This is a genomic window from Kitasatospora sp. NPDC087315 (assembly GCF_044744345.1).
GTDB lineage: Bacteria > Actinomycetota > Actinomycetes > Streptomycetales > Streptomycetaceae > Kitasatospora.
In genome coordinates, this window is sequence record NZ_JBIUYD010000017.1 from 1 (window position 1) to 25,770 (window position 25,770).

Consider the following 25,770-nt stretch of genomic DNA (forward strand, 5'->3'; position numbering starts at 1 on the left):
CGACAGAACCGGGAAGTGGTGTTTCGTGGATTGGCCGCCCCGGGACCGTCCGCGCCGATGCGTGTCCGGTGCTCCCTGTCGAGCGACTAGAGAACGATAGGCCGACCGGGCGCCTGAGGCAAATCCCGGGCCCGGACCGGGGAGGAGGTGAGGAACGGGGAGCACGGGGAGCAACGGCGCCCGTCCGGACGGGGTCAGTGCCGTTGCTGACGCCTCCTGCCGATCAGGACGGTGGTCACCCCTGCCGCGGTGAGCACGGCAGCGATCCACCCGGTCCGGCCGGCCCCCGTTCCGGTCGCGGGCAGCTCCTGGCCCACGGCGGCCGGGGAGGAGGCGACCAAATGCCCCGCGCTCGGTGTCGCGGAAGGTCTCGGGGACGGAGAGCAAGTCGGGGAGGGGGAAGGGGACGGAGAAGGGGACGGGGAGGAAGTCGGACTCGAAGACGGGGAGGAAGAGGGAGACGAGCTGGCGGCCGTGACGTTGAGCCGGGCGGTGGCGGGGGCGGAGGTGACGGTGGCTCCCGTGGCGAACGGCCTGGTCTGGTCGAGCCCGGCCGCCGTGGCGGTGTCGGTCACCGATCCGGCGGCCCCGTCTGCCGCGGTGAGGGTGTAGGTGGCCTGGCACGTCTGGCTCTGCCCCGCCGGCAATGGCGTGCCGGGGCAGGTGACCGGGGACAGGCCCGGGTGCGCATCGTTGACCGAGACCGTCCACGGCACCTGGCCGGTGTTGGTGACGGTGTACTGGTAGGTGACGGTCTGGCCGACGTTCGCCGTGGTGATCACGGCCCCGCCGGAGGTGACCGACTTGGTCAGTGAGAGACCGAACGGGTCGGGAACGGCGACCTGCACCGTGTCAGCGGCCACCGTGGCCGACGGGCTCGTGCCGACCGCGCCGACCTGGTTGGTGCATGACGCGCCGCTGTCGCTCGAAACGATGTTCCAGCCGGTGGCGTACTGCGGCACCACTACCCCGGCGACGGTGCGCGTCTGCAGCGCCTTCGAGCACCCGCCGCTGGTCGCCTTGCCCGCCGGAAGCGTCGGCAGGACCGGGCTGCCCGTCACCGTCGGGTTGGAGCCTCCGGCCACCGAGCCCTGCGTGACGTCGGTGACCTGCTCCTGATAGGTACCGGCGGCGTCGAGGTACGCGACCGCCGGAGTGCCGATCGCGGTGACGTCCACCAACGGGACACCGTTCGAATCGGCGATCTGCATCCGGCACGGATCGCCCGACGTGCCGATCGGCTCGACGATGAAGTACGCGAGCCCGGCGGCGTCGGTGTTCTGGAACGACAGGGAGCAGTTGCCGGCGATGTCCAGTTGGGTCACCGTCGATGCCGCGGACGCCGCCGGCGCACCCCCCAACCAGGATCCTCCGCCAAACGCGCCAAGAACCACGATCATGAACCCACGAGGTACCCGAGACATGGGGCTGACGGTAGGTCACATGTCAGGGGCGTCCGGTGCGCCGCGCAAACCGGTTCACCCGTCAAGCCCCAGGGCGAGGTCCTCCGGGGAGCCGTCCTCGGGCAGGAACCCGACCGGGTCACGACGTACTGGGGCCCGGACCGGAGTGCCTCAGGGGTGCATGAGCCCGCATTCCTGTCACCGCAGTTGGCGCGGGGAAGCGACGCGCCGGGGCGGCGGAGGGCAGTTGCCCTCCGCCGCCCCGGCGCGTGCCGAACGGACCGTCCGCCGGGGTCAGTCCGCCGGGGTCGGTCCCCCCACGATCAGACCGCCGGGGCCGGGTACGTCGGGTACTCCACTCCGGAGACGTGCTGGACGACGCGGACGACCTGGCAGGAGTAGCCGAACTCGTTGTCGTACCAGAGGTAGAGGATCGCGTTGTCGCCGTCGACCTTGGTGGCACCGGCATCGACGATCGAGGCGTGGCGCGAGCCGATGAAGTCGCTGGAGACCGCGTCGGGCGCGCTGATGAAGTCGATCTGGCGCTTGAGCGGCGAGGTCAGCGACACGTTGCGGAGGTAGTCGAGGACCTCCGCGCGGGTGGTCTCGCGTGCGAGCTGCAGGTTGAGGATCGCGATCGAGACGTCCGGCACCGGGACGCGGATCGAGCTGCCGGTGATCGTCGCGTCGAGGTCGGGCAGCGCCTTGGCGACCGCGGAGGCCGCGCCGGTCTCGGTGATGACCATGTTGAGCGCCGCCGAGCGGCCACGGCGGTCGGAGCTGTGGTAGTTGTCCAGGAGGTTCTGGTCGTTGGTGTACGAGTGGACGGTCTCCACGTGACCACGCAGGACGCCGTACTCGTCCGCCATCGCCTTCAGCGGGGGCACGATCGCGTTGGTGGTGCAGGACGCGCAGGACAGGATCCGCTCGTCCGGCTTGATCGTGTCGTGGTTGACACCGTGGACGATGTTGGGGACATCGCCCTTGCCCGGCGCGGTCAGGACCACCTTGGCGATACCGGGGCGGAGGTGCTTCGAGAGGCCCTCGCGGTCACGCCACCTGCCGGTGTTGTCGATGAGGATGGCGTCGTTGATGCCGTACGCCGTGTAGTCCACCGTCGTCGGGTCGTCCGAGTAGATCACCCGGATCTCGTGACCGTTGGCGACGATCTTGTTGTTCGCCTCGTCGACGGTGATCGTGCCGTGGAACTGGCCGTGGATGGAGTCACGGCGCAGCAGCGAGGCGCGCTTGACCAGGTCCTCGTCACCGCTGCTGCGGACGACGATGGCGCGCAGCCGCAGGCCGTTCCCCGAGCCGGCCTTCTCGATCAGCAGGCGGGCGAGCAGGCGGCCGATACGGCCGAACCCGTACAGCACGACATCGCGCGCCTGGCGGCGCTCCAGCTTGTTGGCGCCCATGGCCCCGGCGACGGCTTCGGCGGTGAAGTCGTCGACCGAGAGGCCTCGGTCATCGGTCTTGTAGGTCGCGGCGAGCATGCCGATGTCGATCTGGGAAGGGCCGAGATCGAGCGTGGTGAGAGCCTGCAGGAACGGAAGCGTCTCGGTGACCGAGAGCTCCTCGCCGGCTATCTGGCGGGCAAACCGGTGGGTCTTGAGGATGCTGACCACCGACTTGTTCACCAGGGAGCGGCTGTGCAGCAGGACCGTGACGTCCCTCTCCCGGTGCAGTTTCCCGATGATCGGAATCATCGACTCCGCGATCTCCTCGCGGTTCTTCCAGTTAGTGAACACGTCTTCGTTGACAGTCACAGGTCCATCTTTCGAGCTAGGCGATGCGCCCATGCTAGCTTTGGGCCGTTTTGCTCTCTGCGGCGGACCCACCCGAACGCCGCCCCGCCCCCGCGCCGGCACACCGCTTGACCAGTGCGGATGGGAGTCCGGTGCTCCCGGTCCGGCGCTCCCGGCCCGTGCCCCGCCTACCGGACCCGGCCGCCGCCGATCCACGCCACCGCCGCGGCGAGCACCGCGACGGTCCCGCCCAGCACCATGACCACGGAGGTCGAAGCCGCGTCCACGACCGCTCCGCCGGCCAGCGCCCCCAGCGCGATGGTGGCCTGGAACGAGGAGGTGAAGACGACGGACGCCGCCTCGGGCGCGGTCGGCGCCGCCGCGAGGAACCAGGTCTGGGCGCAGACCGGTACCGCGCCGTAGGCCAGGCCCCACAGGACCAGGAGCACGGCCGCGCCGGGGCCGGTCGTCCCGATGACGGGGAGCAGCAGGGTCGCGGTCGCGAGCAGGCCCGCGGCCGTGGTGGCGGCGGGGCGCAGTGCGCGCGCCGCCCAGGCGCCCGCCGCGAAGTTGCCGGCCACGCCCGCGACGCCGTAGGCCAGGAGGAGGGCGGTGACGAGGCGCGGTCCCGCGTGCGAAACGTCTTCCAGGAAGGGCGTGACGTAGGTGTAGGTGCCGAAGTGGGCCGTCACGACGAGGAAGGTCACCGCGAGCCCGGTCCGCACGCCCGGGGTGCGGAGCAGGTCGCGCAGCACGGTCAGGCGGGTGGTGGTCCGTGGGGGCAGTGGGGGCAGGGACACCAGGAGCGCGGCGAGCACGAGCAGCGTCAGCACGGCCATGGCGGTGAAGGCGGCACGCCAGCCCGCGAGGTCGCCGAGGAGGACCCCGGCGGGCACGCCGAGTACGGAGCCGAGCGGGACGGCCGAGAAGATCACCGCGTTCGCCGTGGCCCGCCGGGGGCCGGGCACCAGGCGCGGGGCGAGCCCCGCGCCGATCGACCAGAAGGCTCCGATGACCAGGCCGAGCACGATCCTGGCCGCCAGCACCGTCCAGTAGGCGGGGGCCAGCGCGTTGAGGAGGTCGGCCAGGGCGAGGACCGACATCAGCACGCAGAGCAGGGTGCGCCGGTCGGTCCCCCTGGCCGCGACGGTCACGGCGGGGGCGGCGACGGCGGCCACGATCCCGGGCAGTGTCATCATCAGCCCGGCCGCGCCGTCCGAGATCCGGAAGGAGGCGCCGATCGGCGTCAGCAGACCGATCGGCAGGATCTCGGTCGTGACGATGGAGAAGATTCCCGTCGTCACGGAGATGACGGCGAGCCAGCCGCCCATCGGGCCGAGGGCGGGCGGGCCGGTCCGGGTGGACACGTCGGCGTGGGGAGCGGCGGCAGCGGGCACGGGGGCGTTCCTGTCCGGGGATCGGTGATGTTCCGTCAAGTCCAGCAGCCGCCACCGCCGGGGTCCGGCGTGATTGCGACGTCAACGTCGAAGCCCGTCGGAGCGTCAGCTGAATCGTCGCCAGAACGGCGTGACTGCCTGGTCACAGCGCCCGGAGGGTGCGCCTGTGATCACTTCGACCCCGGGAAGCGGTTCAAAAGCGATCAATAACTGATTTATAGTGGCCCCTCGTTGACCGGGTCGGCGTCAGTCTCTGTCGACGGCACCCCCGGGGAATCGGGCTCACGAGCACTCCGAGGATATTGATGACGGCGTCACCCTCCTTCGCTCCGCATCACGAGCGTCCGCCGCTACGCGCCTCCGTCCTGGCCTTGTTGACAACGGCCCTGGCCACCGGAGCGGTCGTGGCGGTCTCCACGGCGGCCGCGCCGGCGTCGGTGCGTAGCGCGCTCGGCTGGGGCGCGGGGGCCGGCGCGCTGCTGCTGTGCGTCGCCGTGACCGCGGCCACCTACGCCGTCCAGACCTCACGGGTACTCGGGAGGCGGGTCACGGCGGCGCGGCAGGAGGCCGACCAACTGCGCCACGAACGCGACCGACTCGCGGACGAGACCGCCCGGGAACATGCCCGGCTCGCGGACGAGACCGCCCGGCGGAGTGCGGAACTCGCCGACGAGCGGACCCGCCTGATCGGCGAACACGCCCGCGAGACAGCCCGGCTGACGGAGCAGGCCCGGCTCGCCGCCGCCACCCGCGCCGCGGCGATCGCCGCGTGCGCCAACGCGGCCGGCCGGATGCAGGCCATGGCCACGGGCCTGCTCGCCGACCTGCGCGAGATGGAGGAGCGCCACACCGACGAGAACGTCCTGGGAGACCTCCTCCACCTGGACCACCGGACCGCACAGGCGGGACGGCTCGCCGACTCCGTCGCGGTGCTGACCGGCGCACGCTCGGGCCGCCGCTGGGCCCGGCCGATCGGGATGGAGTCGGTCCTGCGCGGGGCGATGGGCCGGATCAGCGGCTACCAGCGGGTACGGCTGCACTCCGTCGGCGAGGTGGCCGTCGTCGGACACGCCGCCGAGGGCGTGATGCACGTCCTGGCCGAACTCCTCGACAACGCCGCGAAGTTCTCTCCGCCGACGGCCGAGGTCCACGTGTACGTCGAGCAGGTGCCCGCGGGTGCCCTCGTCTCCGTCGAGGACAGCGGCCTGGTGATGGGCGACGTGCAGCTGCGCCGCGCGGAGCGCGCCGTCCGCGGTGAGGCGACCGGGCTGGGCGGACTCTCCGGTACCCGGCTGGGCCTCTCGGTGGTGGGCCGGCTGGCCCGCAAGCACGGCCTGACCGTCTCCTTCCGGCCGTCCGCACGCGGCGGCACGGGCGTCCTGGTCCTCGTTCCGCAGGAACTGCTGAGCCGCGCCGCCGCACCGCACGGAACCGCTCCCGCGAAGACGCCGGCGGTGGCCGCGGGCGTCGGGCGTCCGGCGCCGCGGGCCGTCACCGCGGGCACGGCGCCCGGCCGGGCCGAGCCCGTCCCCGCCCGCGAGGCTCCGGCGCCCGACGACGGCAACGGCGCTCTGCCGCACCGCCGGCGTGGACAGACCCTGGCCGCCGCCGAGAGCGCCCGCCACCCGGCCGTCGCCCCCACGGAGCGGCCGCAGGGCGGCGTCAAGGCGGGTATGGCCCGTTTCAGTACGTTCCGCCAGGCCGTTCGCACGGCCTCGCCGGACGGCGTCAGGGCTCCGGAGAAACCGGACGACCCGTCCACCACCACCGGCCACATCCCGGCCCCGCACCCGCACCCGGAAGGCGACACCCCTCGATGACCGCCACCGTCCCCAACGCCACGGCCACCGCCGACGAGAAGCTGGACTGGCTGCTGGAGAACCTGCTGAAGATCACCCCCGGCGCCCGGCACGCGCTGCTCCTCTCCCGCGACGGCCTCAAACTCTGCCGCACCCCCGAACTGTCGGTGGACCAGGCCGACCAGCTCGCCGCGATAGCCGCCGGCATCCAGTCGCTGTCCCACGGCGCGTCCATCGAGTTCGGCGACGGCTCCGGCGGCGTGCGGTCGGCGATGACCGAGTTCTACGGCGGCATCCTGTTCATCGTGGAGGCGGGCGAGGGCGCGCACCTGGCCGTCATCGCCGCCGAGGACGCGGACCCCGGGCTCGTCGGCCACAACGTCAGCGAACTCGTCGAGCAGCTCGGCGAGCACCTGCGCGCCGCGCCCCGCACGGCCGCCCGCTCATGAGCCGGCCCGGCAGGGACGACGCACCCGACCGGCTCTTCACCCTCACCGGGGGCCGCAGCCGCGCCGGGTCCGACGCCTTCGACCTGGTGACCCTGGTGGTCGCCGAGTTCGCCCCGGTCCCGGGCATGCAGTCCGAGCACACCGCGATCCTGCGGATGTGCCAACGGCCCACGGCAGTGGTGGAGATAGCCGCCGAACTGCGCCTGCCGGTGAGCATCGTCCGCATCCTGCTGTCCGACCTGCTCGACGCGGGCCGGATCAGCGCGCGCCATCCGCGCACCTCCGCCACGGCTCACAGCATTCCCGACCTCGACCTCCTGGAGCAGGTGCTCGTTGGCCTCCGTAGCCTCTGACCGTCCGGCAGCCGCCGGTCTTCCGGGCGCCCGCACGGAATTGCGGGCCACCTCGGAAAACGGCATCAAGATCGTCATCGTCGGCGGCTTCGGCGTCGGCAAGACCACGATGGTGCGCTCCGTCAGCGAGATCCGGCCCCTCAGCACCGAGGAGACGATGACCCGGGCGGGGGAGGCCGTCGACGACACCTCCGGGGTCGGCACCAAGAGCTCCACGACCGTCGCCTTCGACTTCGGCCGTATCTCACTGGACCACCTCAACGTCCTCTACCTGTTCGGGGCGCCCGGCCAGGAGCGGTTCTGGTTCCTGTGGGACCGGCTGTTCTCGGGCGCCCTGGGTGCCGTCGTCCTGGTGGACACCCGCCGGATCTCGGACTCCTGGTACGCCATCGACCGCCTGGAGGCGCTCGGCACCCCCTTCGTCGTGGCCTGCAACGACTTCGCCGGCCCCGAGTTCAGCGCGCGGCAGGTGCGGGAGGCGCTCGACCTCGACCCGGGCGTGCCGCTGCTCGACTGCGACGCCCGCTCGCGCGAGTCCAGCAAGAACGTGCTCATCTCGCTCGTGCAACACGTCCGATCCCGGTACGCCCCCCAGGAGTCCGCCCAGTGACCAGTGCCCACGGCCCCGCCCCCGTCGCGTTGTCGGGCCCCCGGTTCCAGACCGAACCGGCCGAGCTGTACCGGCAGATCCGTCACGAGCACGGCCCGGTGGCGCCCGTGCTGCTCGACGGCGACGTACCGGCCTGGCTGGTTCTGGGCTACCGCGAACTGCACCAGGTCACCGGCGATCCGGTGCTCTTCAGCCGGGACTCGGACCTGTGGAACCAGTGGGACCGGATTCCGGCCGACTGGCCGCTGCGGCCGATGATCGGCCAGAAGCAGCCGTCCATCCTCTACACGGTCGGCGAACGCCACCGCCAGCGGGCCGCCATGGTCGGCGACGCGCTGGGTGCCGTGGACCCGACCGAACTGCGCGCGTACACCGAGCAGTTCGCCGACGAGCTGATCGACGCGTTCTGCGCCGGGGGCGCGACGGAGATCATCGCCGAGTACGCGATGCTGCTTCCGCTGCGCGTGCTGGCCCGGCTCTACGGGTTCGCCGACGAGCAGGGGCCCGGCCTGGTCACCGCCATGAACGACATGATCAACGGCCAGGAACAGGCGATGGCCGGGATGCGGCACCTGGCGGAGTCCATGCAGCGCCTGCTGGCGGACAAGCACGCCGAGCCCGGCCGCGACGTGGTCTCCCACATGCTGGCCGACTCCTCCGGGTTCACCGACGAGGAGATCACGCAGGACCTGATGGTGATGATGGCCGCCGGCCACCAGCCGACCGCCGACTGGATCGGCAACTCGCTGCGGCTGATGCTCACCGACACCCGGTTCGCCGCCTCCCTCTTCGGCGGTCGCAACAGCGTGGCCGAGGCCATGAACGAGGTGCTGTGGGAGGACACCCCCACCCAGAACGTGGCCGGTCGCTGGGCGTCCCGCGACACCCGGCTCGGCGACCAGCACATCAGGACCGGCGACCTGCTGCTGCTAGGCCTGGCCGGTGCCAACACCGACCCCCAGGTGCGCACCGACGGCACCTGCCTCACCGGCGGCAACAACGCGTTCTTCTCCTTCGGCCACGGCGAGCACCGCTGCCCCTTCCCCGCTCAGGAGATCGCGGAGGTCATCGCGCGCACGGGCATCGAGGTGGTGCTCGACCGGCTCCCCGACATCGACCTGGCCGTCCCCGCGGAGTCCCTCACCCGGCGTCCGTCCCCGTGGCTGCGCGGACTGACCGGGCTGCCCGTGCGATTCACCCCGACCCCTGCCCTTGGAGACGCGAGGATATGACCATCCCGAGCACCGGGCGCATCGCGCTCGACCCGTTCGTCACCGACCTCGACGCCGAGAGCGCCCTGCTGCGGGCCGCCGGCCCGCTCGCCGAGGTGGAGCTGCCGGGAGGCGTCCCGGTCTGGGCCGTCACCCACCACGCGGAGGCACGGCAACTGCTCACCGACCGGCGCCTGGTGAAGGACATCGGCGTCTGGGGCGCCTGGCAGCGCGGTGAGATCCCCCAGGACTGGCCCCTGATCGGCCTGGCGAACCCCGGCCGTTCCATGCTGACCGTGGACGGCGAGGACCACCGCAGACTGCGCGCCCTGGTCGCCCAGGCCCTCACCCCGCGCCGGGTGGAGCTGCTGCGGGAGCGCGTCACCGAGCTGACGGACGGACTGCTCGACGGGCTCGCGTCCCACGCGCCGGACGCCGTCGTCGACCTGAAGGCCGGGTTCGCCTATCCGCTGCCGATGTACGTCGTCAGTGAGCTGATGGGCATCGCCCCCGCCGACCACCCCCGGCTCAAGGTCCTCTTCGAGAGGTTCTTCTCCACCCAGACCCCGCCCGAGGAGGTCGTCGCCACCCTGGCCGAACTGGGCGCCATGATGCGCCGGGTGGTCGAGGCCCGCCGCGCCGCGCCCGGCGACGACCTCACCAGCGCGCTGATCCTCGCCTCGCAGGACGGTGACCGGCTGACCGACGAGGAGATCGTCAACACGCTCCAGCTGATGATCGCCGCCGGCCACGAGACGACGATCTCGCTGATCGTCAACGCGGTGGTCAACCTCTCCACCCACCCCGACCAGCTGGCCCTCGTCCGCTCCGGGCAGGTCGGCTGGGACGCGGTGATCGAGGAGACGCTGCGCTGGTCCACGCCCACCTCGCACGTCCTGATCCGGTTCGCCACCGAGGACGTCCCGGTCGGTGACAAGGTCATCCCCCGGGGCGACGCCCTGATCGTCTCCTACGCGGCGCTCGGGCGCGACGAGCAGGCCCACGGCCCCTCCGCCGGCGACTTCGACATCACCCGCTCCCCCAACCGCCACATCTCCTTCGGCCACGGCCCGCACGTCTGCCCCGGCTCGGCGCTCTCCCGGCTGGAGGCCGGGGTGGCACTGCCCGCGCTCTACGCGCGGTTCCCCGGACTCGCCCTGGCGGTCGAGCGGTCCGCCCTGCGCAACAAGCCGGTCGTCACCCAGAACGACCTGTACGAACTCCCCGTACGACTGGGCTGACGGGCATCGCCCCCCCCCGGCTGGCGGCCCGCCCCCGGCGGTCCGCCGTCAGCAGGGCCAGCCCGGCTGACCGTCCGGTCCGGTGGGAGGGGGCGGGCCGCACCGGCGGGCGCCGCGGGCGGGTTCCGGGTTCGACAGCGGTTTGAACAGCCGGGCCACCTCGCCCCCCAGATTGACGCCGATGGCCAGGGCCATCGCCGTCGCGGACGCGCGGCCGACGGAGGCCAGCCCGGCGTCGAGCCGGCCCTGGGTGAACGACAGCAGGCCGAAGTACAGGACGGAACCGGGCATCAGCGGACCGATCGCGGCGGTCACGTACGGCAGCGCGGACACACCCCGGTACCGGGCCATGAGCTGGCCGAAGAGCCCGACCAGCCCGGCGGCGGACCCGGCGGCCACGATCGGCTCGGTCAGGGCGTTGACCAGCACACCGTAGGTCGCCCATCCGACGGCGCTGTTGAGGACGACCAGCGGCACGGTGCTCCGGTCGGTCTGCAACAGCACCGCGAAGGCCAGGGCCACCAGCATCGCGGCCACGAGCTGGAGCGGGGGGTTGGCCACCCCGTCGGGGCTCTCGCAGTTCCTCAGGTCGGCGTTGCTGCTGACGCCGACGTAGAGCACCAGCATGACGCCGATCACCATCCCGGCCACCAGGTACAGCACCTCGAGCAGCCGCGCGGCGGCCGTGAGGTAGAAACCCGTCAGCCCGTCCTGCGCCGCCGCGACCATGAAGCGGCCCGGCAGAAAGGCGAACAGCCCGCCGGTGATCACGACCGAACCCCGCAGGTGCAGGTCGTTGAACGACAGCAGGATGCCGATCAGCGCGGCGGGCATCGCGGCGACCACGAACTGGTAGAACTCCGGCAGGTCGTGGTGGGCGACCAGCGCCGCCAGCCGATCCCCCGCGACGGCGGCGACGAAGGCGCTCGCGAAGACCAGCCAGGCCCGGCCGTCCGCCTTCCCGCCGACCAACACCGTGGCGGCCCCCGCCAGCAGACCGGAGGCGAGGACGAGGAGCCAGACCGGGTAGGGCCGGCCCTGACGGACCCAGGCCAGCCGCCGGCCGGCGTCGTCGACGTCGACTCCGCCCGCCGTGATGTCGGACACGAGCCGGAACACGGCCGCGAGCCGCGCGTAGTCACTGACGCGACGGCGCACCGTCCGCTCCACCATCAGCGGGGACTCCGCGGACGTCGGCTGGTAGGAGATCGACACCAGGGTGAAGGTGACCTGCGGCTCACAGGGGTACACCCGGTAGGCGCGGGCGATCCCGAGCATCGCCGCCTCGACGTCCTCGGCCGCCTCGCCACTGGCGAGCAGGAGCTCCCCGACCCGCAGCGCGAGGTCCAGGACACACGCCGCACTCTCCGGTCCGGGCTTCCCCCCGTCGAGCGGACCGTCGTCAGGGGCCGGCCGCTCGGCCATCGGCGTGCGCAGCAGCGGAAGCATCCGGTCCAGCCACGGGGCGTCGCCGGGAAGGACCGGGCCGGAATCCGGGACGGCCTCCGCCCCGACCGGCGGCCGCGGCGGCCCCAGCCCGCCCCCGCCGCCGTCCCGCACGGGCGCCTCCACCTCCGCCGCGGAGCGCCCGGCCGGGCCGGCGGCCCGCTTCGGCTCACCCTGTCCGGCACCGGCTTGTCCGCCCGGCCGATCCTGCTCCGGCACCACCGCCACTCCCTACTGCCACGCCTACGCCGTGACGGCGGGTCAAGCTGCTCCAACACGGCCGGGTGCCCGACGCCGCACCCCGCCACCATCAGCCATGACCCTTGGTAGCCACTCCACTACCCATGGCTACAGCCGACTGAACGCTCCCCCGGCGCGCACCACCACCGAACCGGAGCCCGCCGCACCAAACGCGCTCACCCCGGCGGGCAGCCCCCGAAGGGCCCGGAGGGGGAAGGGCCCCTGCTCCCGCCCCGTCGAGCCGTCGCAGCCTCGCAACCGACACCACCCGGCCAGGCCCGCACCGGACCGCTCAACAAGCCCCCGGGCGACAGGACAGTGGACGAGACGGCGCTCCGGGCGGTGCCGTTCGGCCTCATCGACGGCCGCAGCTACGGCCGCCAGCGATGATCAGGCGACCAGCTGACGGCCCTGTTCGAGGAAGGCCAGCACGCCGTCCACGCCGCCGAGCTCGCGGACCGTGGCCACCGCGCCGAACGGCGCGTTCCAGTACGTCCCCTGCTGCCGGGTGCGCGGGCCGACGTAGGCGTACGGCTCCGCCTGGAAGTCGTCGCCCGGGGAGACTCCGTAGTCGACCGCGGCCACGGTCACGCCGATGTCGAAGTGCTCGGGCCAGATCACCGGATCCGCCCCGGGAAACATCCGGCGCAGTGCGGCGTCGCCGACCGCGAAACCGTGCGCGATCCGGTGCGCCGGCTGCGGATCGGCTTCGATCACGTCCTCGGGGCCGACCCCGGATCCGCCCTGGTAGAGCCCGGCGGGCGCACCGGCCGTGACCCCGATCGCGGCCGCCAGCGCCGCGCAGGTGGTCCGCTCCAGGAAGAGGCGCTGTCCGGACGCCACCAGATCCGCACCGACGACCTGCACGTTCGGCTCGGCCCGGGTGGCGAAGCCTCCGAGGGAGGCGCGCAGCCTGATCGTGCCACTGGTCCGGAACTGCGGGCCGGCCAGGACCAGCTCCGCGACCGCGTGCAAGGCGCGGCGGGTACGTACAAGCGATTCGGTGTCCATGACGACATTGCCTCTCCCACGGTGGCGTCCGGCTCCCGCACCCGGCGCGTTCCCCACCGCTCACACGCTGAATCACCCGCCGACCCACCCGCCGAACGCCTCCGGTGCGGCTTGCGCGCTCGCCGGGTTGTCCGGGCCGTTGCCGCGTGCGTCACTGAAATCACGAAGGGGGAGAGCCGTCCACTGGGTCGACACCCGAGGAGCCGGTCCATGCGAGCCGTCAGCACTGTCGGGCTTGTCCTGCATCCGCAACGTGACTGCGAGTGTGCGATCAAGGCGATCGCCACCTGGGCGCACGCCCGTGGCGCCATCGTCCTCGGTTGCGCGCAGGACATGGGGCGCACGACCGATCAGGCGGTCGCGGTCACTCCCGAGGATCTGTCGCGCCGGGCGGACCTCATCGTCGGCCTGGGCGGGGACGGCACGATGCTGCGGGCGATGCGGCTGGCGGCAGCCGGGCACGCCCCGGTTCTGGGCGTCAATCTCGGGCGTCTGGGGTTCCTGGCCGAGATCGACGTCCCCGGGCTTCCGTCGGCTCTGTCGGCCATCGACGAGCACCGCTTCACCACCGAGCCCCGCTCCGCGGTGAGCGCCGTCGTCGCCGGGCGGGAGGCCGTGGCCTTCAACGACATCGTGCTGGTCCGCAGGCCGGGACACCCCTCGGCCGCCGTCTCGCTGCGCGTGGACGGGCACTCCTTCGTCCGCTACCTCGCGGACGCGGTGATCGCGGCGACACCGACCGGCTCGACGGCCTACAGCTTCTCCGCCGGAGGTCCGCTCGTCTCCCCGAGCGCGGAGGGCATGCTCGTGATCCCGGTCGCCCCGCACTCCGCCTTCAACCGGGCGCTGTTCCTCTCCGCCGGGGAGAAGCTCGCCCTCGAAGTCCTGCCCACCAGCGGAGAGCTCGGCATCGAGGCGGACGGCCTGCTCGTGGGAGCCGCCCGGCCAGGCGACGTCATCGACGTCGTCATGCGGCCCGCCGCCGCACGGGTGATCCGTCTCGGCGGGACCACCTTCTACCAGCGCGCCCAGCGCAAACTGCGTCTCACCGGCTCGGCGGAGGCCGAGTAGCGGTCCGCGGTGGCGGTCCCGGGGTGGTTCCTCCCCGTCGCCGGCCCGGCCCGCTACCGCGGCGCCCGCAGCGGCGCACCGACCTCGTGCATGTGGCGCAGCGCCTGGCGGTAGGAGTCGAGCAGCGACGTCTCGGTGTACGGGATCCCGACCGCCGCGCAGTGGGCGCGGACCAGCGGCTGGGCGAGCCGCAGGTGAGGCCGCGGCATGCTGGGGAACAGGTGGTGCTCGATCTGGTAGTTGAGGCCGCCGAGCGCCCAGTCGGTGACGAACCCGCCGCGCACATTGCGTGAGGTGAGCACCTGCCGGCGCAGGTGGCCCCAGCCTTCGCCGTCCGGGTCGGGCATCTCCATGCCCTTGTGGTTCGGGGCGAAGGTGAGGCCGAGGTGGAGCCCGAACAGGGCATGGTGCAGCAGGGCGAAGACCAGGGCCCGGCCCGGGGAGAACACGGTCAGCAGCACGGTCGCGTAGCCCACGAGGTGGGCCACCAGGAGCAGCGCCTCGACGGTGCGTTCGCGCGGCGGCTGGCGCTTGAGGTCCTGGAATCCGGACACCTTCAGCGCGATGCCTTCCAGCAGCAGCATCGGGAGGAACAGCCAGGCCTGGTTGCGGGTGAGCCAGCGGGCCAGGCCCGCGCGCTGCTCGGCCTGCCGCTGGGTCCAGACGAGGGCGCCGACGCCGACGTCCGGGTCCTTGTCGACATGGTTGGGGTTCGCGTGGTGGCGGTTGTGCTTGTCGTTCCACCAGGCGTAGCTCATCCCGAGGAGGAGGTTGCTGTGCAGGAGCCCGACGACTCGCCCGGCCCGCCTGCCGCGGGTGATCTGGGCGTGGCCCGCGTCGTGCCCGAAGAAGGCGGTGCGGGCCCAGAGGACGGCCAGCGGCAGCGCGAACAGCACGGTCCACCAGGTGTCCCCGGCGAGCACCATGGCCGCGACCGTGCCGGACAGGGCCACGAGGTTCAGGGTGGCTCCGGCCGCGTACCAGCCGATGCGGCGGTCGAGCAGCCCCTGGTCCCTGACCGCCCTCAGGAGGGGCGCGAAGTCGCTGGCCGCACGGGGTTCGGCGCTGGCGTCAAGGGTCGTGCTGGCGTGTGGCATCGCGTCTCCGGCCGGTCGTCGTCCCCCGCAGTGACCTGCGCTGACCCCATGAAACGTACGGACCGGCAGGCCGCGGCGGCCATGACGCCACCACCCCGAAGCGGCAGGGGGCTATCCCCCGGCCCGGTGGGTGGTGCCGGCCCCACCACCCGGTCGGGCCCGGAAGGTCGTCGCTGCGGCCGGCGGGGCGGGACGATCCCGGCCGGGACCAGGTCCGCGTGACCGGCGGACCCGGGAGCTACCGTACGGCGGGCACCGCGTGATGGATCCCGGTGATGGCAGCGGCGGCGTCGAAGCCGAGCACCGGGTCGGGCCGGCCGGAGAGCAGGCTCGCGTAGAGGGGGCGGTAGTGGGCGACCTTCCGCGGGGTCCGGCCGTCGTTGCCGAAGGCGGCGAGCAACTCACCGTCCCGGGCGGCGAATCCGGTCATGGCGGTGTGGTCGATCCAGACCTCCACGCCCGGCCGGCCGAGGACGAGGCTGCTCTCCTTGCTGCTGGAGCCGGTCAGCCAGCTGCTGCGCAGCCGGGCCGTACCCGGCTCGCCCCGGGAGCGGAACCCGATGGTGCACCATGCGCTCGCGCCACCGTCCGTCTGCCGGACGGCGGTGAGCTCGGTGAGGTCGACGAAACGGGTGAGCATGCTGAGCTGGTTCACCCCGGAGTCCGTCCAGCTGGAGACGTACGAGGCGAAGGCCTCGGGCCCCCGGAGCACATAGGGGTCGTAGAACGCCGAGGTGATGGCCGTGACCGGCCCCCAGCCGGGGTGCGCGGCGATCAGTTCCGCCGCCCACTCCACCTCGGGAGAGAAGGCGAAGTGGTGGGCGGTGAAGAGCCGGCCCCGCACGTCGGCCTTCCCGTCCAGCGCCCGCAGCCGGGTGAGTGAGCCGAGATCGTGGACGAGGGGCTTCTCCACCAGCACCCTGGCCGTGGAGCGGACCAGGGCCAGCGCCGCCAGCTCCGTGTGCGTCTGCGTAGGGGTGGCGAGGACCACCAGATCCGGCCGGTGCGCGTCGAGCGCCTCGGCGAGGCTGCTGTGGTGGGGCGGCGCGGCGCCGCGGAACGCGACCGGCCCCACCGGCCGGGGGTCGACCGTGAACTCCAGTACCACGTCGTCCCGTTCGGCCAGGACGGCGAGATGAGTCGCCGCGATGATGCCGACCCCGACCAGGCCGACGCGTACCGGGCCGACGCGTGCCGGGCCACGTACCTGGCCGGCGCCTACCGGGTCGGTCATGAAATCTGCTCCCCTCGTCCGGCCCGGCCCCGTGTTCCGAGGCCCTGACGCCTCATCGTCGCGTGACCACCTCGGCCCAGCGGCCCAACGACACGGCCGGACCGTCGACCCACTCGACACCGGGACCGTGCTCGACGGCTTTCGGCACGCCGTCGATCCAACTGGTCACGATCGGCACCCAGTAGGTGTTGCCCCCCGACCTGCGGGTGCGCGCGTCGAGCTCGGCCCGCGTGCGGCGGGCCCCGTCGTGGTCGCCGCCGAGCACACCGAGCAGGATCTCGGCCACGTCCGCCAGGTTGTGGCCGCCCCGGTAGCCGATGCCGTCCGCCAGCCGCCGGGTGCCCCCGACCGCGTCCATGGCGGCCCCGGCATCACCGGCCACCGCGTACGCGACCGCTTCCGCGGAGCGGATCTTGACCAGCTCGACGGGATTGGGCACGAGGTCGAGCAGGTCCCGCGCCCGGAGCGCCGCGTCCGACACGGTGGCCGTGTCGCCGGACCAGCAGACCGTCTGCGCCAGGTTGGCCAGCGCCTTCGCCTCCGCGGCGGCCAGGCCCTCGCGCCGGGCCAGGCCGATCGCCTCGGTGTAGGCGGCGGTCGCCTCGTCGAAGCGGGCGTTCACCCGCCAGATGTGCCCGACCAGCCGGAGCCGTTCGCCCTCGTCCTCCGGCCCCCGGCTGCGCTGCTCCCGCAGGGACCCGAGGGCGGCGGCGAAGCGCCCGTTGAGGTAGTCGAAGTCGCAGAGCCAGTACCGGGCCGCGGTGTCGAACTCGCCGCCCACCAGCGCGCGGTAGATCTCCGCCGCTTCCGTGTAGTCGCCGTGGTTGCGCAGGGCATGGGCGAGGTGGATGCGTACCAGCTGCGCCGTCGGGCTGCCGGGCGGCACGCCCTCCCCCGCGCCGCCGAGCAGTTCGACCGCCTCCGCGGCGCGGCCCGTACGGCGCAGCTGGACTCCCCGTATCGCGGCGAGGACGGCGCGGTACTCCGGCGCCCCGGAGACACCGGGGGTGAGCCCGGCACCCAGCTCCGACCACTGCCCGGCCTCGACGAGGCGTTGCGTGGCCCGCGCCATCCAGTCCTCGAAGACCCCGTGCGCCGCCGAGAGCTTGAGCCCGGATTCGAGGGCCTGGGCGACGGCGACCCGGCCGCCGGACGGCCCGAGGCGCTCGCCCAGCCAGGTCAGCAACCGGGCGGCGACCTCCCTGCGGTCGCGGTCGGACCAGCCGTCCCGGAGCGTCCGGTCGGCTTCGCCGATGGCACGGCGCAGCGCCGCGTGCAGGGCGTACGGCAGGGCGTAGGCGTCGTCGTGCGTCAGGAACGGCCGGCGCAGGAACCGGGCCACGCTCCCGTCGGAGACACCGCGCTGTCCGGCCCGCAGCAGTTCGGCGCCGACCCGGTCGGTGAGCGCCGCGGTACGGACCAGGTCGCGTTCGTCCCGGGGCAGATCCCGGATCGACCGGGTGGCCACGGCGGTGAACGAGCCGCCGAAGTCCGCGACCGACGGCTGCCCGCCGCGGGCGAGCAGCGCGGCGAAGTGGGACACCGACAGGTCCAGGTACAGCGGCAGGCCCTGGCCGCCGGCGATGATGCGCTCACGGACGGCCGCCGGCATCACGGGCTCGCCGTCCTGGGTGAGCGCCTCGCTGAGGTAACTGTCGGCGTCGGAGTCCGAGAGGTAGCCGACGAGGTGCTGCCGGGGCTCGGCCGTGTTGTTGCTGAAGTGAAGGTGCGGCCAGCACTGCGGCCCCGTGAAGTCCAGTTCCCCGCCCACCCCCTCATCGGCCCAGTCGACGCGGTTGCGGCCGGTGATCACGAAGAGCACGTTGGGCATCAGGTAGACGCACCGCTGGATCAGGCGCTCCACCGTGCGGTCGGCCCGGCCGTTGACCACCTCGAACGTGTCGAGGAACACGCACACCGTGGGCCGCCGGGCGGGCCGGCCCCGGCGGGTCTGGTGTTCCAGGTCCCAGGCCAGGAGGTAGGGGAAGTACGAGAGCGTCTCGTAGTCGGCGTCGGCCTCGACCAGTTCGGCGAACAGCTCGCAGTCGGAGAGCAGGCGTCCTTCGCGCACGCGGTCCCGGACGGCGCGGTAGGTGGCCAGGGCCGCCCGGTGCGCCAGCCCTGTGAGGCCGCCGAGCCCGGCGGGGTCGACCTGTCGCACGGCCTCCGCGATCTGGTCACCCAGGCCGATGCTCCGGGAGGCGCGCCGCAGCACCGGGGAGGAGTCCAGGAAGTCCTGGAGCGTCTCCCCCGGATGGGCGCGGGCCCAGTAGGAGGCCAGTGCCAGGTCGAAGGCCGGCCACCGGCTGCCCAGTTGCCCCAGCCCGGCCCGCAGGCGCAGCAGCAGGCTCTCGATGTCGCAGGCGCCGTCCTCGGAGACGTCGACGCGCACGGCCACGACATCGTCGCGCTCCTCGGCCGCCGCGTCGGCGAGCAGCCGGCGCTCAAGCTCGTGGGAGAGCGTCGTCTTGCCTATGCCGCCCACCCCGTAGAGCGTCAGGACGTTGCGGCGCCCCTGCGCCCGGTCCACGACCGGCGAGACCTCGGCCTCGTCCAGGATCCGGCGGAGCCCCTCCAGCGACCTGGTGAAGGCGGCCACCTCGTCGACCCGGTTGGTGAAGACCTGTTGTGCCGTGACGGTGGACGAGAGGCCGCTCATGAACGCGGCCCGCAGGTTCACCCGTGCCATTCCGCCTCCTCCGCATGCCGCCCTGAGGCCGCTTCGTCAACATACCCTGGTGCGGCAGGTCGAATTGAGATCCTGTCAGCAATCGATCGAGCATCACAAGAAGCCCATCGGGCGGTTCGGGCGTTCGGCCGATGACGCGGACGGGTCTCCGGTCGGCCGGGAGGGCGGCCTGGAGCGGCTCGGCACCTTCCTGCCGCACGCCGCCGGGCACCGCGTCTCGTGCGGCTCAGGCCGACAGCGAGGCCGCCAGCAGTTCGATCATGCGGCTGTAGCGGGCGGTGAAGTCGACGTGGGCGGCGAGCAGGGCCGGGTCCTCCACCGCGGCCACGACGGTCGGGCCGGGGTGGGCGAGCGGCCACAGGCCGGCGATCAGGACGATCGTCGCCGAGGCCAGTTCCTTCGCCGCCGACGGGTCGAGCCCGGGCAGGCGGGTGTGGACGATGCCGGCGAGGCGGTCGTTGTTCGCGAGCGCCCGCCGCTTGTAGTCGCGCACCGTCTCCACGGACACCGTGCGTTCCAGCACGCCGGCCAGCACGCTCGCGAGTTCGCACAGCACCGGGCGGGCGGTGAGAGAGGCGGCGTAGGCGTCCGCGAAGGCGCGCGCCGTCGAGGTCGCGCCGGTGCCGTCCGTGTCGCCGAGGGCGCCCGCCCGGTCCTCGGCGGCCCCGGCGCACCGGACGACCCCGGTCTGGAGAAGGGCTTCTACGTACGCCCCACCCTCTTCGCCGACGTCACCAGCAGCATGAGGATCGCCCGGGAGGAGATCTTCGGCCCGGTCCTGTCGGTGATCGCGTTCGACACCGAGGACGAGGCCGTCGCCCTCGCGAACGACTCCGCCTACGGACTGGCCGGCGGCGTGTGGACCGCCGACCCCGACCACGGGCTCGACGTCGCCCGCCGCGTCCGCACCGGCACCTTCACCGTCAACGGCGCCCCCAGGGACATGCGCGCCCCGTTCGGCGGGTTCAAGGCCAGTGGCCTCGGCCGCGAGTACGGCCCGGTGGGCCTGGGCGCCTACACCGAGTACCAGTCCATCGGCCTGCCGGGACCGGAAACCCTTCAAGCCGGGGCGGAGCGGCACCGGCCGGACGCTCGGCCGGGTCGGGCCGGCTCCGCCCGGAACCCGGAAGAGTAGTGCAGGCAACACCCCCCTTCGGGTGTGCGGTGTACTTTCCGGACCGCTGCGGTCGGCCAGACTCGAGACGTACGGCGGCGCGGTCGCGGCCGCGTCTTCCAGAGGTTTCGAGGAGTCTTCTCATGGCCGGTTCAACCGGAAAACCCGGATCGGGCTGGGTGGTCCTTCCGCTGGTGGTCTTCCTCACCGGTGCCGTGCTGACCTCCGTGGTCTCCCACGGGGTGACGGGCAGCACCCACACCACCGTCATGGTCGCCGGGTTCGCCCTGGACGCGATCGCCCTGGTCTGGGGCATCGCCCGCCGGCGAAAGGCGAGCAACGGTGAGAACTGACGTCCCGACCGCGGCCGAGGCCGTCCCGTCCGCCCGCACCAGCGTCGGTGACATGGCGGGCTGACGTCCCGCCACCCACGAGCGGGAGGCTGTCGTGGGCGGAACCACCGCCCACGAAGCGGCCGACCGCCCCTGGCACCCGGTTCCGCCGTGTTCCGGGCCGCTACGACTCCTGGACGTCGTGCCCCAGGAAGGTCAGTACGGCGAGTACCCGGCGGTGCACGCTGCCGCCCTCCGGCGGCAGTTCGAGCTTGTCGAAGATGCTCCGGATGTGCTTGCTCACCGCCCGCTCGGTGATCACCAGTTGCTCCGAGATCGCGCTGTTGGCCTTGCCCTGCGCCATCAGCCCCAGTACCTCGTGCTCGCGCGGGCTCAGACTGCGCAGCGGCCGGGCCGCGACCTGTCGGCTGAGCAACTGGGTGACCACCTCCGGGTCGAGCACGGTGCCGCCGGCGGCGACCGTCGCCACCGCCTCCAGGAACTGCTCCACCCGCCCCACCCGGTCCTTGAGCAGGTACCCCACCCCGTTGGCGCCATGGGCCAGCAGCTCGGCCGCGTAGGTCTCCTCGACGTACTGGGACAGCACCAGGACCGGCAGGTCCGGCAGTTCGCGCCGAGCGGCGATCGCCGCGCGCAGCCCCTCGTCGCGGAACGACGGCGGCAGCCGGACGTCGAGGACGGCCAGATCGGGCCGGTGCCCGCGCAGCGCGGGCAGGATCTCCGGGCCCGCGCCGACCGCCGCGGGCACCTCGTGGCCGTTGCTGCTCAGCAGCAGGACCATCCCCTCCCGCAGCAGGGCGTTGTCCTCCGCGATCACGATCCGCATGGCAGCTCCACCTTCAGCTCCGTGGGCCCCCCGACAGGGCTGGTGAGGGTCGCCGTGCCGTCGAGCGCGGCCACCCTGCGGCGGATGCCGACCAGGCCGGAGCCGCCGTGTTCGTCGGCGCCTCCGCGACCGTCGTCGGTCACCGTGATGGTCAACTGTCCGCCGCCGCGGTGGAAGCGTATCGAGGACCTGGTCGCCCGGCTGTGCTTGCGGACGTTGGTCAGCCCCTCGGCGATCACGAAGTAGGCCGCCGCCTCCACCGACGCCGGCAGCCGGTGGCCGTTCTCCATGGCGCTGATCCGGAGTTCCACCGGAATCGGTGAAGCGGCGGCCAGCGCCCGGACGGCTCCGGCGAGTCCACGGTCCGTCAGTACCGGCGGATGGACCGTCCGGACGACCTGCCGCAGATCGGCCAGGACCCGCTCGGCGCCCTCCTGCGCCTCGTCCAGCCGCGCCCTGGCCGCCTCCGGGTCCTTCGCCAACTGCTGCCTGGCCAGCCCGATCCGCAGCGACAGGGCGACCAGCTGCGCCTGAACGCCGTCGTGCAGATCCCGCTCGATGCGCCGCAGTTCGGCGCTGTGCGCCTCGACGGCACCGGTCCGGCTCTCCGACAGCTCGGCCACCCGCTCGGCCAGCCGGGCCGACTCGGAGGGGCACAACAGCCTTGCCGTCCAGCCAGCCTGACGCTCCGCCAGGAACACGTGCAGGTTGAGCACCACCGGTTCGGCCCGCGACGGGACACCCCGCCGCCCCGCCGCCCCGACGGCCAGGCCCAGCCGCACGCCGTCGACCAGCAGGCCGACCGGCCACAGCACCAGGGTCAGCAGGCTCAGCACGATCACGCCCAGGGTCTGCACGGGCAGCCAGCGGGCGTCGCGCCAGGTGCCGGGATCGGTCATCGCCAGCCGGAACCGGTCCGACAGCGAGCCGTCCAGCGGCAGGTACTGCTCCGGAACCGCGGCACCCAGGAAGGCCCCGGCGCGCATCCGTTCGTGACCCGCCAGCCGGCGCAGGGCCCGCACCACCTCCGGCCAGGCGGGCGCACCGATCACGAACAGGGTGAAGAACAGCGCGGCCGGCACGGCGAAACAGCCGAGGAAGCAGACCAGCGCCACCGGAAGGCCCGCGTACAGGAAAGCACTGGCGTCCCGGGCGTCCCGGACGGCCGCCGCGAGTCCCGACGTCTCCTCGGTGTCCGTCTGGAGCTCGAACTCTGACACCGGCTGGGCCTCCTGAGGACGGGGCGTGTCGCGGCGGCGGCCGCGCCGTGACGACGCGTCCACCGTAACGAACCGGTCGTGCACCGTGCGGTGCCCCTGTCACCCCAGTCGATGGGCGTGCTCGCCCGGAGGTTCACCGATGGTCGGGCAGCGACCTGCCAAGCTCCTCAGGCGGCCATCAGTAGCGATAATCCGACGGTGATTCAGTTGCCACGATCCGCGGCCACCGCCCGCGCGCCGGGTGCCGCCCGCGCGCCGGGTGCCGCCGGGGCGGATCGTGCCGCCGGGACCCGTGCCCGGCCGGTCTACGCTGCTGGCGGCAGCAAGAACCCGATCACTCGATGAGGGAAAGAACGATGCGCGTTCGCACAACGAAAGCCGTGGCGGTCACCGCCACCGGACTGCTCGCCGGCGCGTTCGGCTACGGTGCGGTCAATCTGGGGCCGACCTTCTGGGAAGTGCCGCTGGACATGCGTCTGTCGTTCCACGCCGAACTCATGAAGATGAACTCCCCGGTGATGCTGACCGCGATGGGGGTCGCGTCCCTCGGGTCGCTGGCCCTGGCCCTGCAGACGCGCGGCCGCGACCGGTTACTGGCGGCCGGCGCGACGGCACTGACCGGGATCTCCTTCCTGGTCACCCGGTTCGGCAACGTCCCGATCAACGCCCGGATCAAGGTCTGGGCGGTCACCTCGCCGCCGGCCGACTACGCCGAGATCCTGCACCGCTGGGACCTGTTCAACCGGACGCGCACCATCACCGCGGTGGCCGCCTTCGTCCTGCTCGTGGTCGCTCAGAACAGTCCCAGGCCCGGCCCGACCCGCTCCGCGACGCCGTCCAGCTGACGGTCGAGGGCCTTCTCCGTCTCCGTCAGCGGCCGGCCCCGGAGCGTGCGCTCGGGATGCCCCGGGGCCGGCTCCTCCAGCTGTGGGACGGAAACGGCGATCTGGCACTGGCCGTAGGTGATGACGGCATTCCCGCAAAGACGCAGCAGATTCCTCAAGGACCAACGCATGCAAACATCGTGTCCGGTCACGGAAAAGCTCGGATAAAGCCCGGCTTTTCCCGTGACCGGACACTGTTCCCGACTAGGCGGACGCCCTCATCGGCACGGGGAGCATCTCGTCGTCGGCGAGCACGGCCTGGTGGGCCATGCGCAGCTCCAGCCCCGGTTCGATGCCGAGCTCCTCGATGAGGTGGGCCCGGGTGCAGCGGTAGGAGGCCAGGGCGTCACCGCTGCGGCCGCTGCGGTGGAGCACCGTCATGAGCCGGGCGCAGAACCCCTCGCTCAACGGGTTCTCCGCCACCAGCCGGCTGAGCTCGCCGATCAGTTCCAGGTGGCGGCCGAGCTGCAGGTCCAGGTCGATCCGCCGCTTGAGCGCGCTCATCCACACCTCGTCGTACTGCAGGGCGGTGCCGGAGAGGGCCGAGCTGTCCCGCAGCCCCTCCAGCGTCGGGCCCCGGCGGAGGTCCAGGGCTTCCCGGTACTGCTTCGACGCGAGTTCGTGGTGCCCCGCCGCCGCCGACTCCGCGGCCAGCGCGCACAGCCGGTCGAAGCAGACGGTGTCGAGGATGCCCTCGTTGACCTGGAGCTGGTAGCCGGGCGCCCGGGTGCGCAGGGTGCACCAGCGGCCGTCGAGGTCGTGCCGGATCAGGAACTTGCGCAGCTGCGAGACGTACACGCGGAGCGCGGCGAGCGCGGTGGTCGGCGGGCGGTCGCCCCACAGTTCGCGGATGAGCGCCTCGTTGGACACCGTAGCGTTCGGCCGGATCAGCAGGGTGGCCAGCAGCTGCCTCAACTTCCGCTGGGGCAGCGGAACTTCGACGGAGTCGACGACGACCTCCAGCGGCCCGAGCAGGCACAGGGCGACCCCGCGGCGGGTGATGTCCGGCAGGCCGTAGGTCGGCTGCTTGTCCATGACGACCGTCATCCCAGCACCTCCAGCCGCGGGTGCGCGCTGCGGAAGAAGGTCAGCGGCTGGTCCTCGCGGAGCAGGCCGAGGTGGACGACCCGGCCCACCACGATGACGTGGTCCCCGCCGGGGAACATCGCGTGCAGCCGGCAGTCGAGGAAGGCCAGCGCGTCGGCCAGGACCGGGGAGCCGGTCACGCCGGGGCCGTGCCGCAGACCGCCGAAGTCCGCGGTGTCACGGCGGGCGAAGGCCCGGCACAAGTCCGCCTGGTCCGCCGCCAGGATGTTGACGGCGAAGGCGCCGACCTTTTCGACGACCGAGAGGACCCGCGAGTCCCGGTGCACGCAGAAAAGCACCAGGGCGGGGTCGAGCGAGACCGAGGTGAAGGAATTCACCGTCAGCCCCACCGGCTCCTCTCCGCCGGCCACCTCGCAGGTGATCACGGCGACGCCGGTCGGATAACGGCCGCACACCTCCCGGAGCACGCGCCCGTCCACGGGCGCGGTGTCTCTTCCACCTGTGTCGAATACGGTCAAACTGTCCACGTGTTCCCCCTAGGTGAATACCGCACGCACCTCACATCAGCGCAACGACGAACGCTGGGAACGGGCGGCGCAGGTGTCCGACCCTAACGAGGCGATGTTGGTACCACCTACAGCCCAAAGGACGAGGCGGGGCGTACTTTAGGCCGGACCGCCCCTACCAGAGCACCGTGTCGGCGCGCACAAGCGCAGGTCAAGGCGGGTTCAAGCAGGTGCTGCGGGCGAGGTCGGCCGCGCCGACTGGGCAATCTGGGAGACCGGGGGCAGGCGGTCCGCCGGCCGGCCGGCGCCGCGACCGCGGCCGGCGCCCGGCCTCCCCAGGGTCTTCCGACTTTCCGGCGAGAGCTTTTGCGGGCCCTCATCCGAATTTTATCGCACCGAGTGATCCTGTTTTCACCGGTCACCGAGCGACCGGCCCAGGAACGGAAGGGAACAGAATGCGCAGCACTCTCATCGTGGCTCGCATGAGGCCGTCCGCCGAAGCCGACGTGAAACGCATATTCGCCGAATCCGACGCCGGCGAACTTCCCCATCTGATCGGCGTGGCGGAACGCAGGCTGTTCCGCTTCCACGATCTTTACCTGCACTACATGGCATCCGACGACGACGTCCGCGGCCCCATCTCCGAAATGAAGGGCCACGAACTGTTCGTCGATGTCAGCGAGCGGCTGAGGCCCCACATCACGGCGTACGACCCGGAGACCTGGCGCGGCCCTCAGGACGCCATGGCCCACGAGTTCTACACCTGGCGCGCGCAGGGCTGAGACCCATCGTGCCCGAATGGCCCGGCGACGAGGCGTCAC

Annotated in this window: 23 protein-coding genes and 2 pseudogenes; 11 read left to right on the forward strand and 14 right to left on the reverse strand. The window is 72.4% G+C overall.

Annotated features, from left to right (window positions below; translation table 11 throughout):
• Window positions 1–194 precede the first annotated feature (194 nt).
• The 3 genes from ACIO5D_RS23845 to ACIO5D_RS23855 all read right to left on the reverse strand — a co-directional run bounded on the left by ACIO5D_RS23845 (window position 195) and on the right by ACIO5D_RS23855 (window position 4,482).
• Window positions 195–1,325 carry a hypothetical protein gene (locus ACIO5D_RS23845; protein WP_400797615.1) on the reverse strand — a complete coding sequence of 377 codons (1,131 nt, stop codon included), beginning with the start codon at window positions 1,323–1,325 and terminating at the stop codon, window positions 195–197.
• A 401-nt stretch (window positions 1,326–1,726) separates the two neighbouring features.
• Entirely contained in the window at window positions 1,727–3,172 is a 1,446-nt protein-coding gene (locus ACIO5D_RS23850; RefSeq protein ID WP_400758760.1) for a glyceraldehyde-3-phosphate dehydrogenase, read from the reverse strand.
• 167 nt (window positions 3,173–3,339) lie between these two features.
• Window positions 3,340–4,482 (reverse strand): MFS transporter, encoded by a 1,143-nt coding sequence (locus ACIO5D_RS23855; RefSeq protein WP_400657637.1) that lies wholly within the window; start codon window positions 4,480–4,482, stop codon window positions 3,340–3,342.
• Window positions 4,483–4,853: 371 nt separating this feature from the next.
• On the opposite strand from ACIO5D_RS23855, the gene ACIO5D_RS23860 reads away from it, so the two are divergent.
• From ACIO5D_RS23860 to ACIO5D_RS23885, 6 genes are read left to right on the forward strand one after another with little or no spacing between them, the layout of a single operon-like run.
• On the forward strand, window positions 4,854–6,368 hold the full coding sequence (locus ACIO5D_RS23860) for an ATP-binding protein (protein WP_400797618.1): 1,515 nt from the start codon (window positions 4,854–4,856) through the stop codon (window positions 6,366–6,368).
• On the forward strand, window positions 6,365–6,796 hold the full coding sequence (locus ACIO5D_RS23865) for a roadblock/LC7 domain-containing protein (protein ID WP_363607791.1): 432 nt from the start codon (window positions 6,365–6,367) through the stop codon (window positions 6,794–6,796). The genes ACIO5D_RS23860 and ACIO5D_RS23865 overlap by 4 nt, the downstream gene beginning before the upstream one ends.
• Window positions 6,793–7,149, forward strand: coding sequence for a DUF742 domain-containing protein (locus tag ACIO5D_RS23870; RefSeq protein ID WP_363607790.1), 357 nt, complete (start codon window positions 6,793–6,795; stop codon window positions 7,147–7,149). The genes ACIO5D_RS23865 and ACIO5D_RS23870 overlap by 4 nt, the downstream gene beginning before the upstream one ends.
• A complete protein-coding gene (locus tag ACIO5D_RS23875; protein ID WP_400657621.1) occupies window positions 7,130–7,759 on the forward strand; it encodes a GTP-binding protein in 630 nt (209 codons plus the stop codon). The genes ACIO5D_RS23870 and ACIO5D_RS23875 overlap by 20 nt, the downstream gene beginning before the upstream one ends.
• Complete coding sequence (locus ACIO5D_RS23880) at window positions 7,756–8,991, forward strand: cytochrome P450 (protein WP_400797621.1); 1,236 nt, start codon at window positions 7,756–7,758, stop codon at window positions 8,989–8,991. The genes ACIO5D_RS23875 and ACIO5D_RS23880 overlap by 4 nt, the downstream gene beginning before the upstream one ends.
• Complete coding sequence (locus tag ACIO5D_RS23885; RefSeq protein WP_400758762.1) at window positions 8,988–10,211, forward strand: cytochrome P450; 1,224 nt, start codon at window positions 8,988–8,990, stop codon at window positions 10,209–10,211. Before ACIO5D_RS23880 ends, ACIO5D_RS23885 begins: the two co-directional genes overlap by 4 nt.
• Before the next feature lie 48 nt (window positions 10,212–10,259).
• On the opposite strand, the gene ACIO5D_RS23890 is transcribed toward ACIO5D_RS23885, so the two are convergent.
• Together ACIO5D_RS23890 and ACIO5D_RS23895 are read right to left on the reverse strand one after the other, a co-directional pair.
• Complete coding sequence (locus ACIO5D_RS23890) at window positions 10,260–11,876, reverse strand: threonine/serine exporter ThrE family protein (protein WP_400797624.1); 1,617 nt, start codon at window positions 11,874–11,876, stop codon at window positions 10,260–10,262.
• Window positions 11,877–12,287: 411 nt separating this feature from the next.
• Window positions 12,288–12,908: a hypothetical protein gene (locus ACIO5D_RS23895; RefSeq protein ID WP_400797627.1), complete on the reverse strand. Its 621-nt coding sequence runs from the start codon at window positions 12,906–12,908 to the stop codon at window positions 12,288–12,290.
• A gap of 210 nt (window positions 12,909–13,118) precedes the next feature.
• On the opposite strand from ACIO5D_RS23895, the gene ACIO5D_RS23900 reads away from it, so the two are divergent.
• Window positions 13,119–13,979, forward strand: coding sequence for an NAD(+)/NADH kinase (locus ACIO5D_RS23900; RefSeq protein WP_363607784.1), 861 nt, complete (start codon window positions 13,119–13,121; stop codon window positions 13,977–13,979).
• 53 nt (window positions 13,980–14,032) lie between these two features.
• On the opposite strand, the gene ACIO5D_RS23905 is transcribed toward ACIO5D_RS23900, so the two are convergent.
• The 4 genes and pseudogenes from ACIO5D_RS23905 to ACIO5D_RS23920 form a co-directional block, all read right to left on the reverse strand.
• The gene (locus tag ACIO5D_RS23905; RefSeq protein ID WP_363607783.1) at window positions 14,033–15,076 is read right to left on the reverse strand and encodes an acyl-CoA desaturase; all 1,044 of its coding nucleotides are present in this window, start codon (window positions 15,074–15,076) and stop codon (window positions 14,033–14,035) included.
• Between the two features lie 238 nt (window positions 15,077–15,314).
• Window positions 15,315–16,310: a Gfo/Idh/MocA family protein gene (locus ACIO5D_RS23910; RefSeq protein ID WP_400797630.1), complete on the reverse strand. Its 996-nt coding sequence runs from the start codon at window positions 16,308–16,310 to the stop codon at window positions 15,315–15,317.
• 52 nt (window positions 16,311–16,362) lie between these two features.
• Complete coding sequence (locus tag ACIO5D_RS23915) at window positions 16,363–18,999, reverse strand: tetratricopeptide repeat protein (protein WP_400657615.1); 2,637 nt, start codon at window positions 18,997–18,999, stop codon at window positions 16,363–16,365.
• Between the two features lie 226 nt (window positions 19,000–19,225).
• Window positions 19,226–19,585: pseudogene (locus ACIO5D_RS23920) on the reverse strand (TetR/AcrR family transcriptional regulator); the annotation flags it as partial.
• Between the two features lie 45 nt (window positions 19,586–19,630).
• On the opposite strand from ACIO5D_RS23920, the pseudogene ACIO5D_RS23925 reads away from it, so the two are divergent.
• A pseudogene (locus tag ACIO5D_RS23925) lies at window positions 19,631–20,035 on the forward strand (aldehyde dehydrogenase family protein); the annotation flags it as partial.
• A 221-nt stretch (window positions 20,036–20,256) separates the two neighbouring features.
• The gene (locus ACIO5D_RS23930) at window positions 20,257–20,466 is read left to right on the forward strand and encodes a hypothetical protein (protein WP_363607780.1); all 210 of its coding nucleotides are present in this window, start codon (window positions 20,257–20,259) and stop codon (window positions 20,464–20,466) included.
• 163 nt (window positions 20,467–20,629) lie between these two features.
• On the opposite strand, the gene ACIO5D_RS23935 is transcribed toward ACIO5D_RS23930, so the two are convergent.
• The gene (locus ACIO5D_RS23935) at window positions 20,630–21,292 is read right to left on the reverse strand and encodes a LuxR C-terminal-related transcriptional regulator (protein ID WP_400758771.1); all 663 of its coding nucleotides are present in this window, start codon (window positions 21,290–21,292) and stop codon (window positions 20,630–20,632) included.
• Window positions 21,280–22,512 (reverse strand): histidine kinase, encoded by a 1,233-nt coding sequence (locus ACIO5D_RS23940; protein ID WP_400797633.1) that lies wholly within the window; start codon window positions 22,510–22,512, stop codon window positions 21,280–21,282. Before ACIO5D_RS23940 ends, ACIO5D_RS23935 begins: the two co-directional genes overlap by 13 nt.
• A gap of 356 nt (window positions 22,513–22,868) precedes the next feature.
• Here ACIO5D_RS23940 and ACIO5D_RS23945 point away from each other — a divergent pair, with 356 nt between their 5' ends.
• Entirely contained in the window at window positions 22,869–23,357 is a 489-nt protein-coding gene (locus ACIO5D_RS23945; RefSeq protein WP_363607777.1) for a DUF1772 domain-containing protein, read from the forward strand.
• Here ACIO5D_RS23945 and ACIO5D_RS23950 read toward each other — a convergent pair.
• The 3 genes from ACIO5D_RS23950 to ACIO5D_RS23960 all read right to left on the reverse strand — a co-directional run bounded on the left by ACIO5D_RS23950 (window position 23,306) and on the right by ACIO5D_RS23960 (window position 24,922).
• Complete coding sequence (locus tag ACIO5D_RS23950) at window positions 23,306–23,527, reverse strand: DUF6059 family protein (protein WP_363607776.1); 222 nt, start codon at window positions 23,525–23,527, stop codon at window positions 23,306–23,308. The genes ACIO5D_RS23945 and ACIO5D_RS23950 overlap by 52 nt on opposite strands.
• 73 nt (window positions 23,528–23,600) lie before the next feature.
• Window positions 23,601–24,443, reverse strand: a complete 843-nt coding sequence (locus ACIO5D_RS23955) for an AfsR/SARP family transcriptional regulator (protein WP_363607775.1) — start codon at window positions 24,441–24,443, stop codon at window positions 23,601–23,603.
• Window positions 24,440–24,922, reverse strand: a complete 483-nt coding sequence (locus tag ACIO5D_RS23960; protein WP_363607774.1) for a flavin reductase family protein — start codon at window positions 24,920–24,922, stop codon at window positions 24,440–24,442. Before ACIO5D_RS23960 ends, ACIO5D_RS23955 begins: the two co-directional genes overlap by 4 nt.
• A 482-nt stretch (window positions 24,923–25,404) precedes the next feature.
• On the opposite strand from ACIO5D_RS23960, the gene ACIO5D_RS23965 reads away from it, so the two are divergent.
• On the forward strand, window positions 25,405–25,731 hold the full coding sequence (locus ACIO5D_RS23965) for a TcmI family type II polyketide cyclase (protein WP_363607773.1): 327 nt from the start codon (window positions 25,405–25,407) through the stop codon (window positions 25,729–25,731).
• Window positions 25,732–25,770 lie beyond the last annotated feature (39 nt).

Bases quoted from the DNA above. Each gene is read 5' to 3' on its own strand.
- ACIO5D_RS23855 (WP_400657637.1), bottom strand. From the start codon at position 4,482: ATGGGCGGCTGGCTCGCCGTCATCTCCGTGACGACGGGAATCTTCTCC.
- ACIO5D_RS23860 (WP_400797618.1), top strand. From the start codon at position 4,854: ATGACGGCGTCACCCTCCTTCGCTCCGCATCACGAGCGTCCGCCGCTA.
- ACIO5D_RS23865 (WP_363607791.1), top strand. From the start codon at position 6,365: ATGACCGCCACCGTCCCCAACGCCACGGCCACCGCCGACGAGAAGCTG.
- ACIO5D_RS23870 (WP_363607790.1), top strand. From the start codon at position 6,793: ATGAGCCGGCCCGGCAGGGACGACGCACCCGACCGGCTCTTCACCCTC.
- ACIO5D_RS23885 (WP_400758762.1), top strand. From the start codon at position 8,988: ATGACCATCCCGAGCACCGGGCGCATCGCGCTCGACCCGTTCGTCACC.
- ACIO5D_RS23895 (WP_400797627.1), bottom strand. From the start codon at position 12,908: ATGGACACCGAATCGCTTGTACGTACCCGCCGCGCCTTGCACGCGGTC.
- ACIO5D_RS23900 (WP_363607784.1), top strand. From the start codon at position 13,119: ATGCGAGCCGTCAGCACTGTCGGGCTTGTCCTGCATCCGCAACGTGAC.
- ACIO5D_RS23905 (WP_363607783.1), bottom strand. From the start codon at position 15,076: ATGCCACACGCCAGCACGACCCTTGACGCCAGCGCCGAACCCCGTGCG.
- ACIO5D_RS23910 (WP_400797630.1), bottom strand. From the start codon at position 16,310: ATGACCGACCCGGTAGGCGCCGGCCAGGTACGTGGCCCGGCACGCGTC.
- ACIO5D_RS23915 (WP_400657615.1), bottom strand. From the start codon at position 18,999: ATGGCACGGGTGAACCTGCGGGCCGCGTTCATGAGCGGCCTCTCGTCC.
- ACIO5D_RS23930 (WP_363607780.1), top strand. From the start codon at position 20,257: ATGGCCGGTTCAACCGGAAAACCCGGATCGGGCTGGGTGGTCCTTCCG.
- ACIO5D_RS23935 (WP_400758771.1), bottom strand. From the start codon at position 21,292: ATGCGGATCGTGATCGCGGAGGACAACGCCCTGCTGCGGGAGGGGATG.
- ACIO5D_RS23945 (WP_363607777.1), top strand. From the start codon at position 22,869: ATGCGCGTTCGCACAACGAAAGCCGTGGCGGTCACCGCCACCGGACTG.
- ACIO5D_RS23950 (WP_363607776.1), bottom strand. From the start codon at position 23,527: ATGCGTTGGTCCTTGAGGAATCTGCTGCGTCTTTGCGGGAATGCCGTC.
- ACIO5D_RS23955 (WP_363607775.1), bottom strand. From the start codon at position 24,443: ATGACGGTCGTCATGGACAAGCAGCCGACCTACGGCCTGCCGGACATC.
- ACIO5D_RS23965 (WP_363607773.1), top strand. From the start codon at position 25,405: ATGCGCAGCACTCTCATCGTGGCTCGCATGAGGCCGTCCGCCGAAGCC.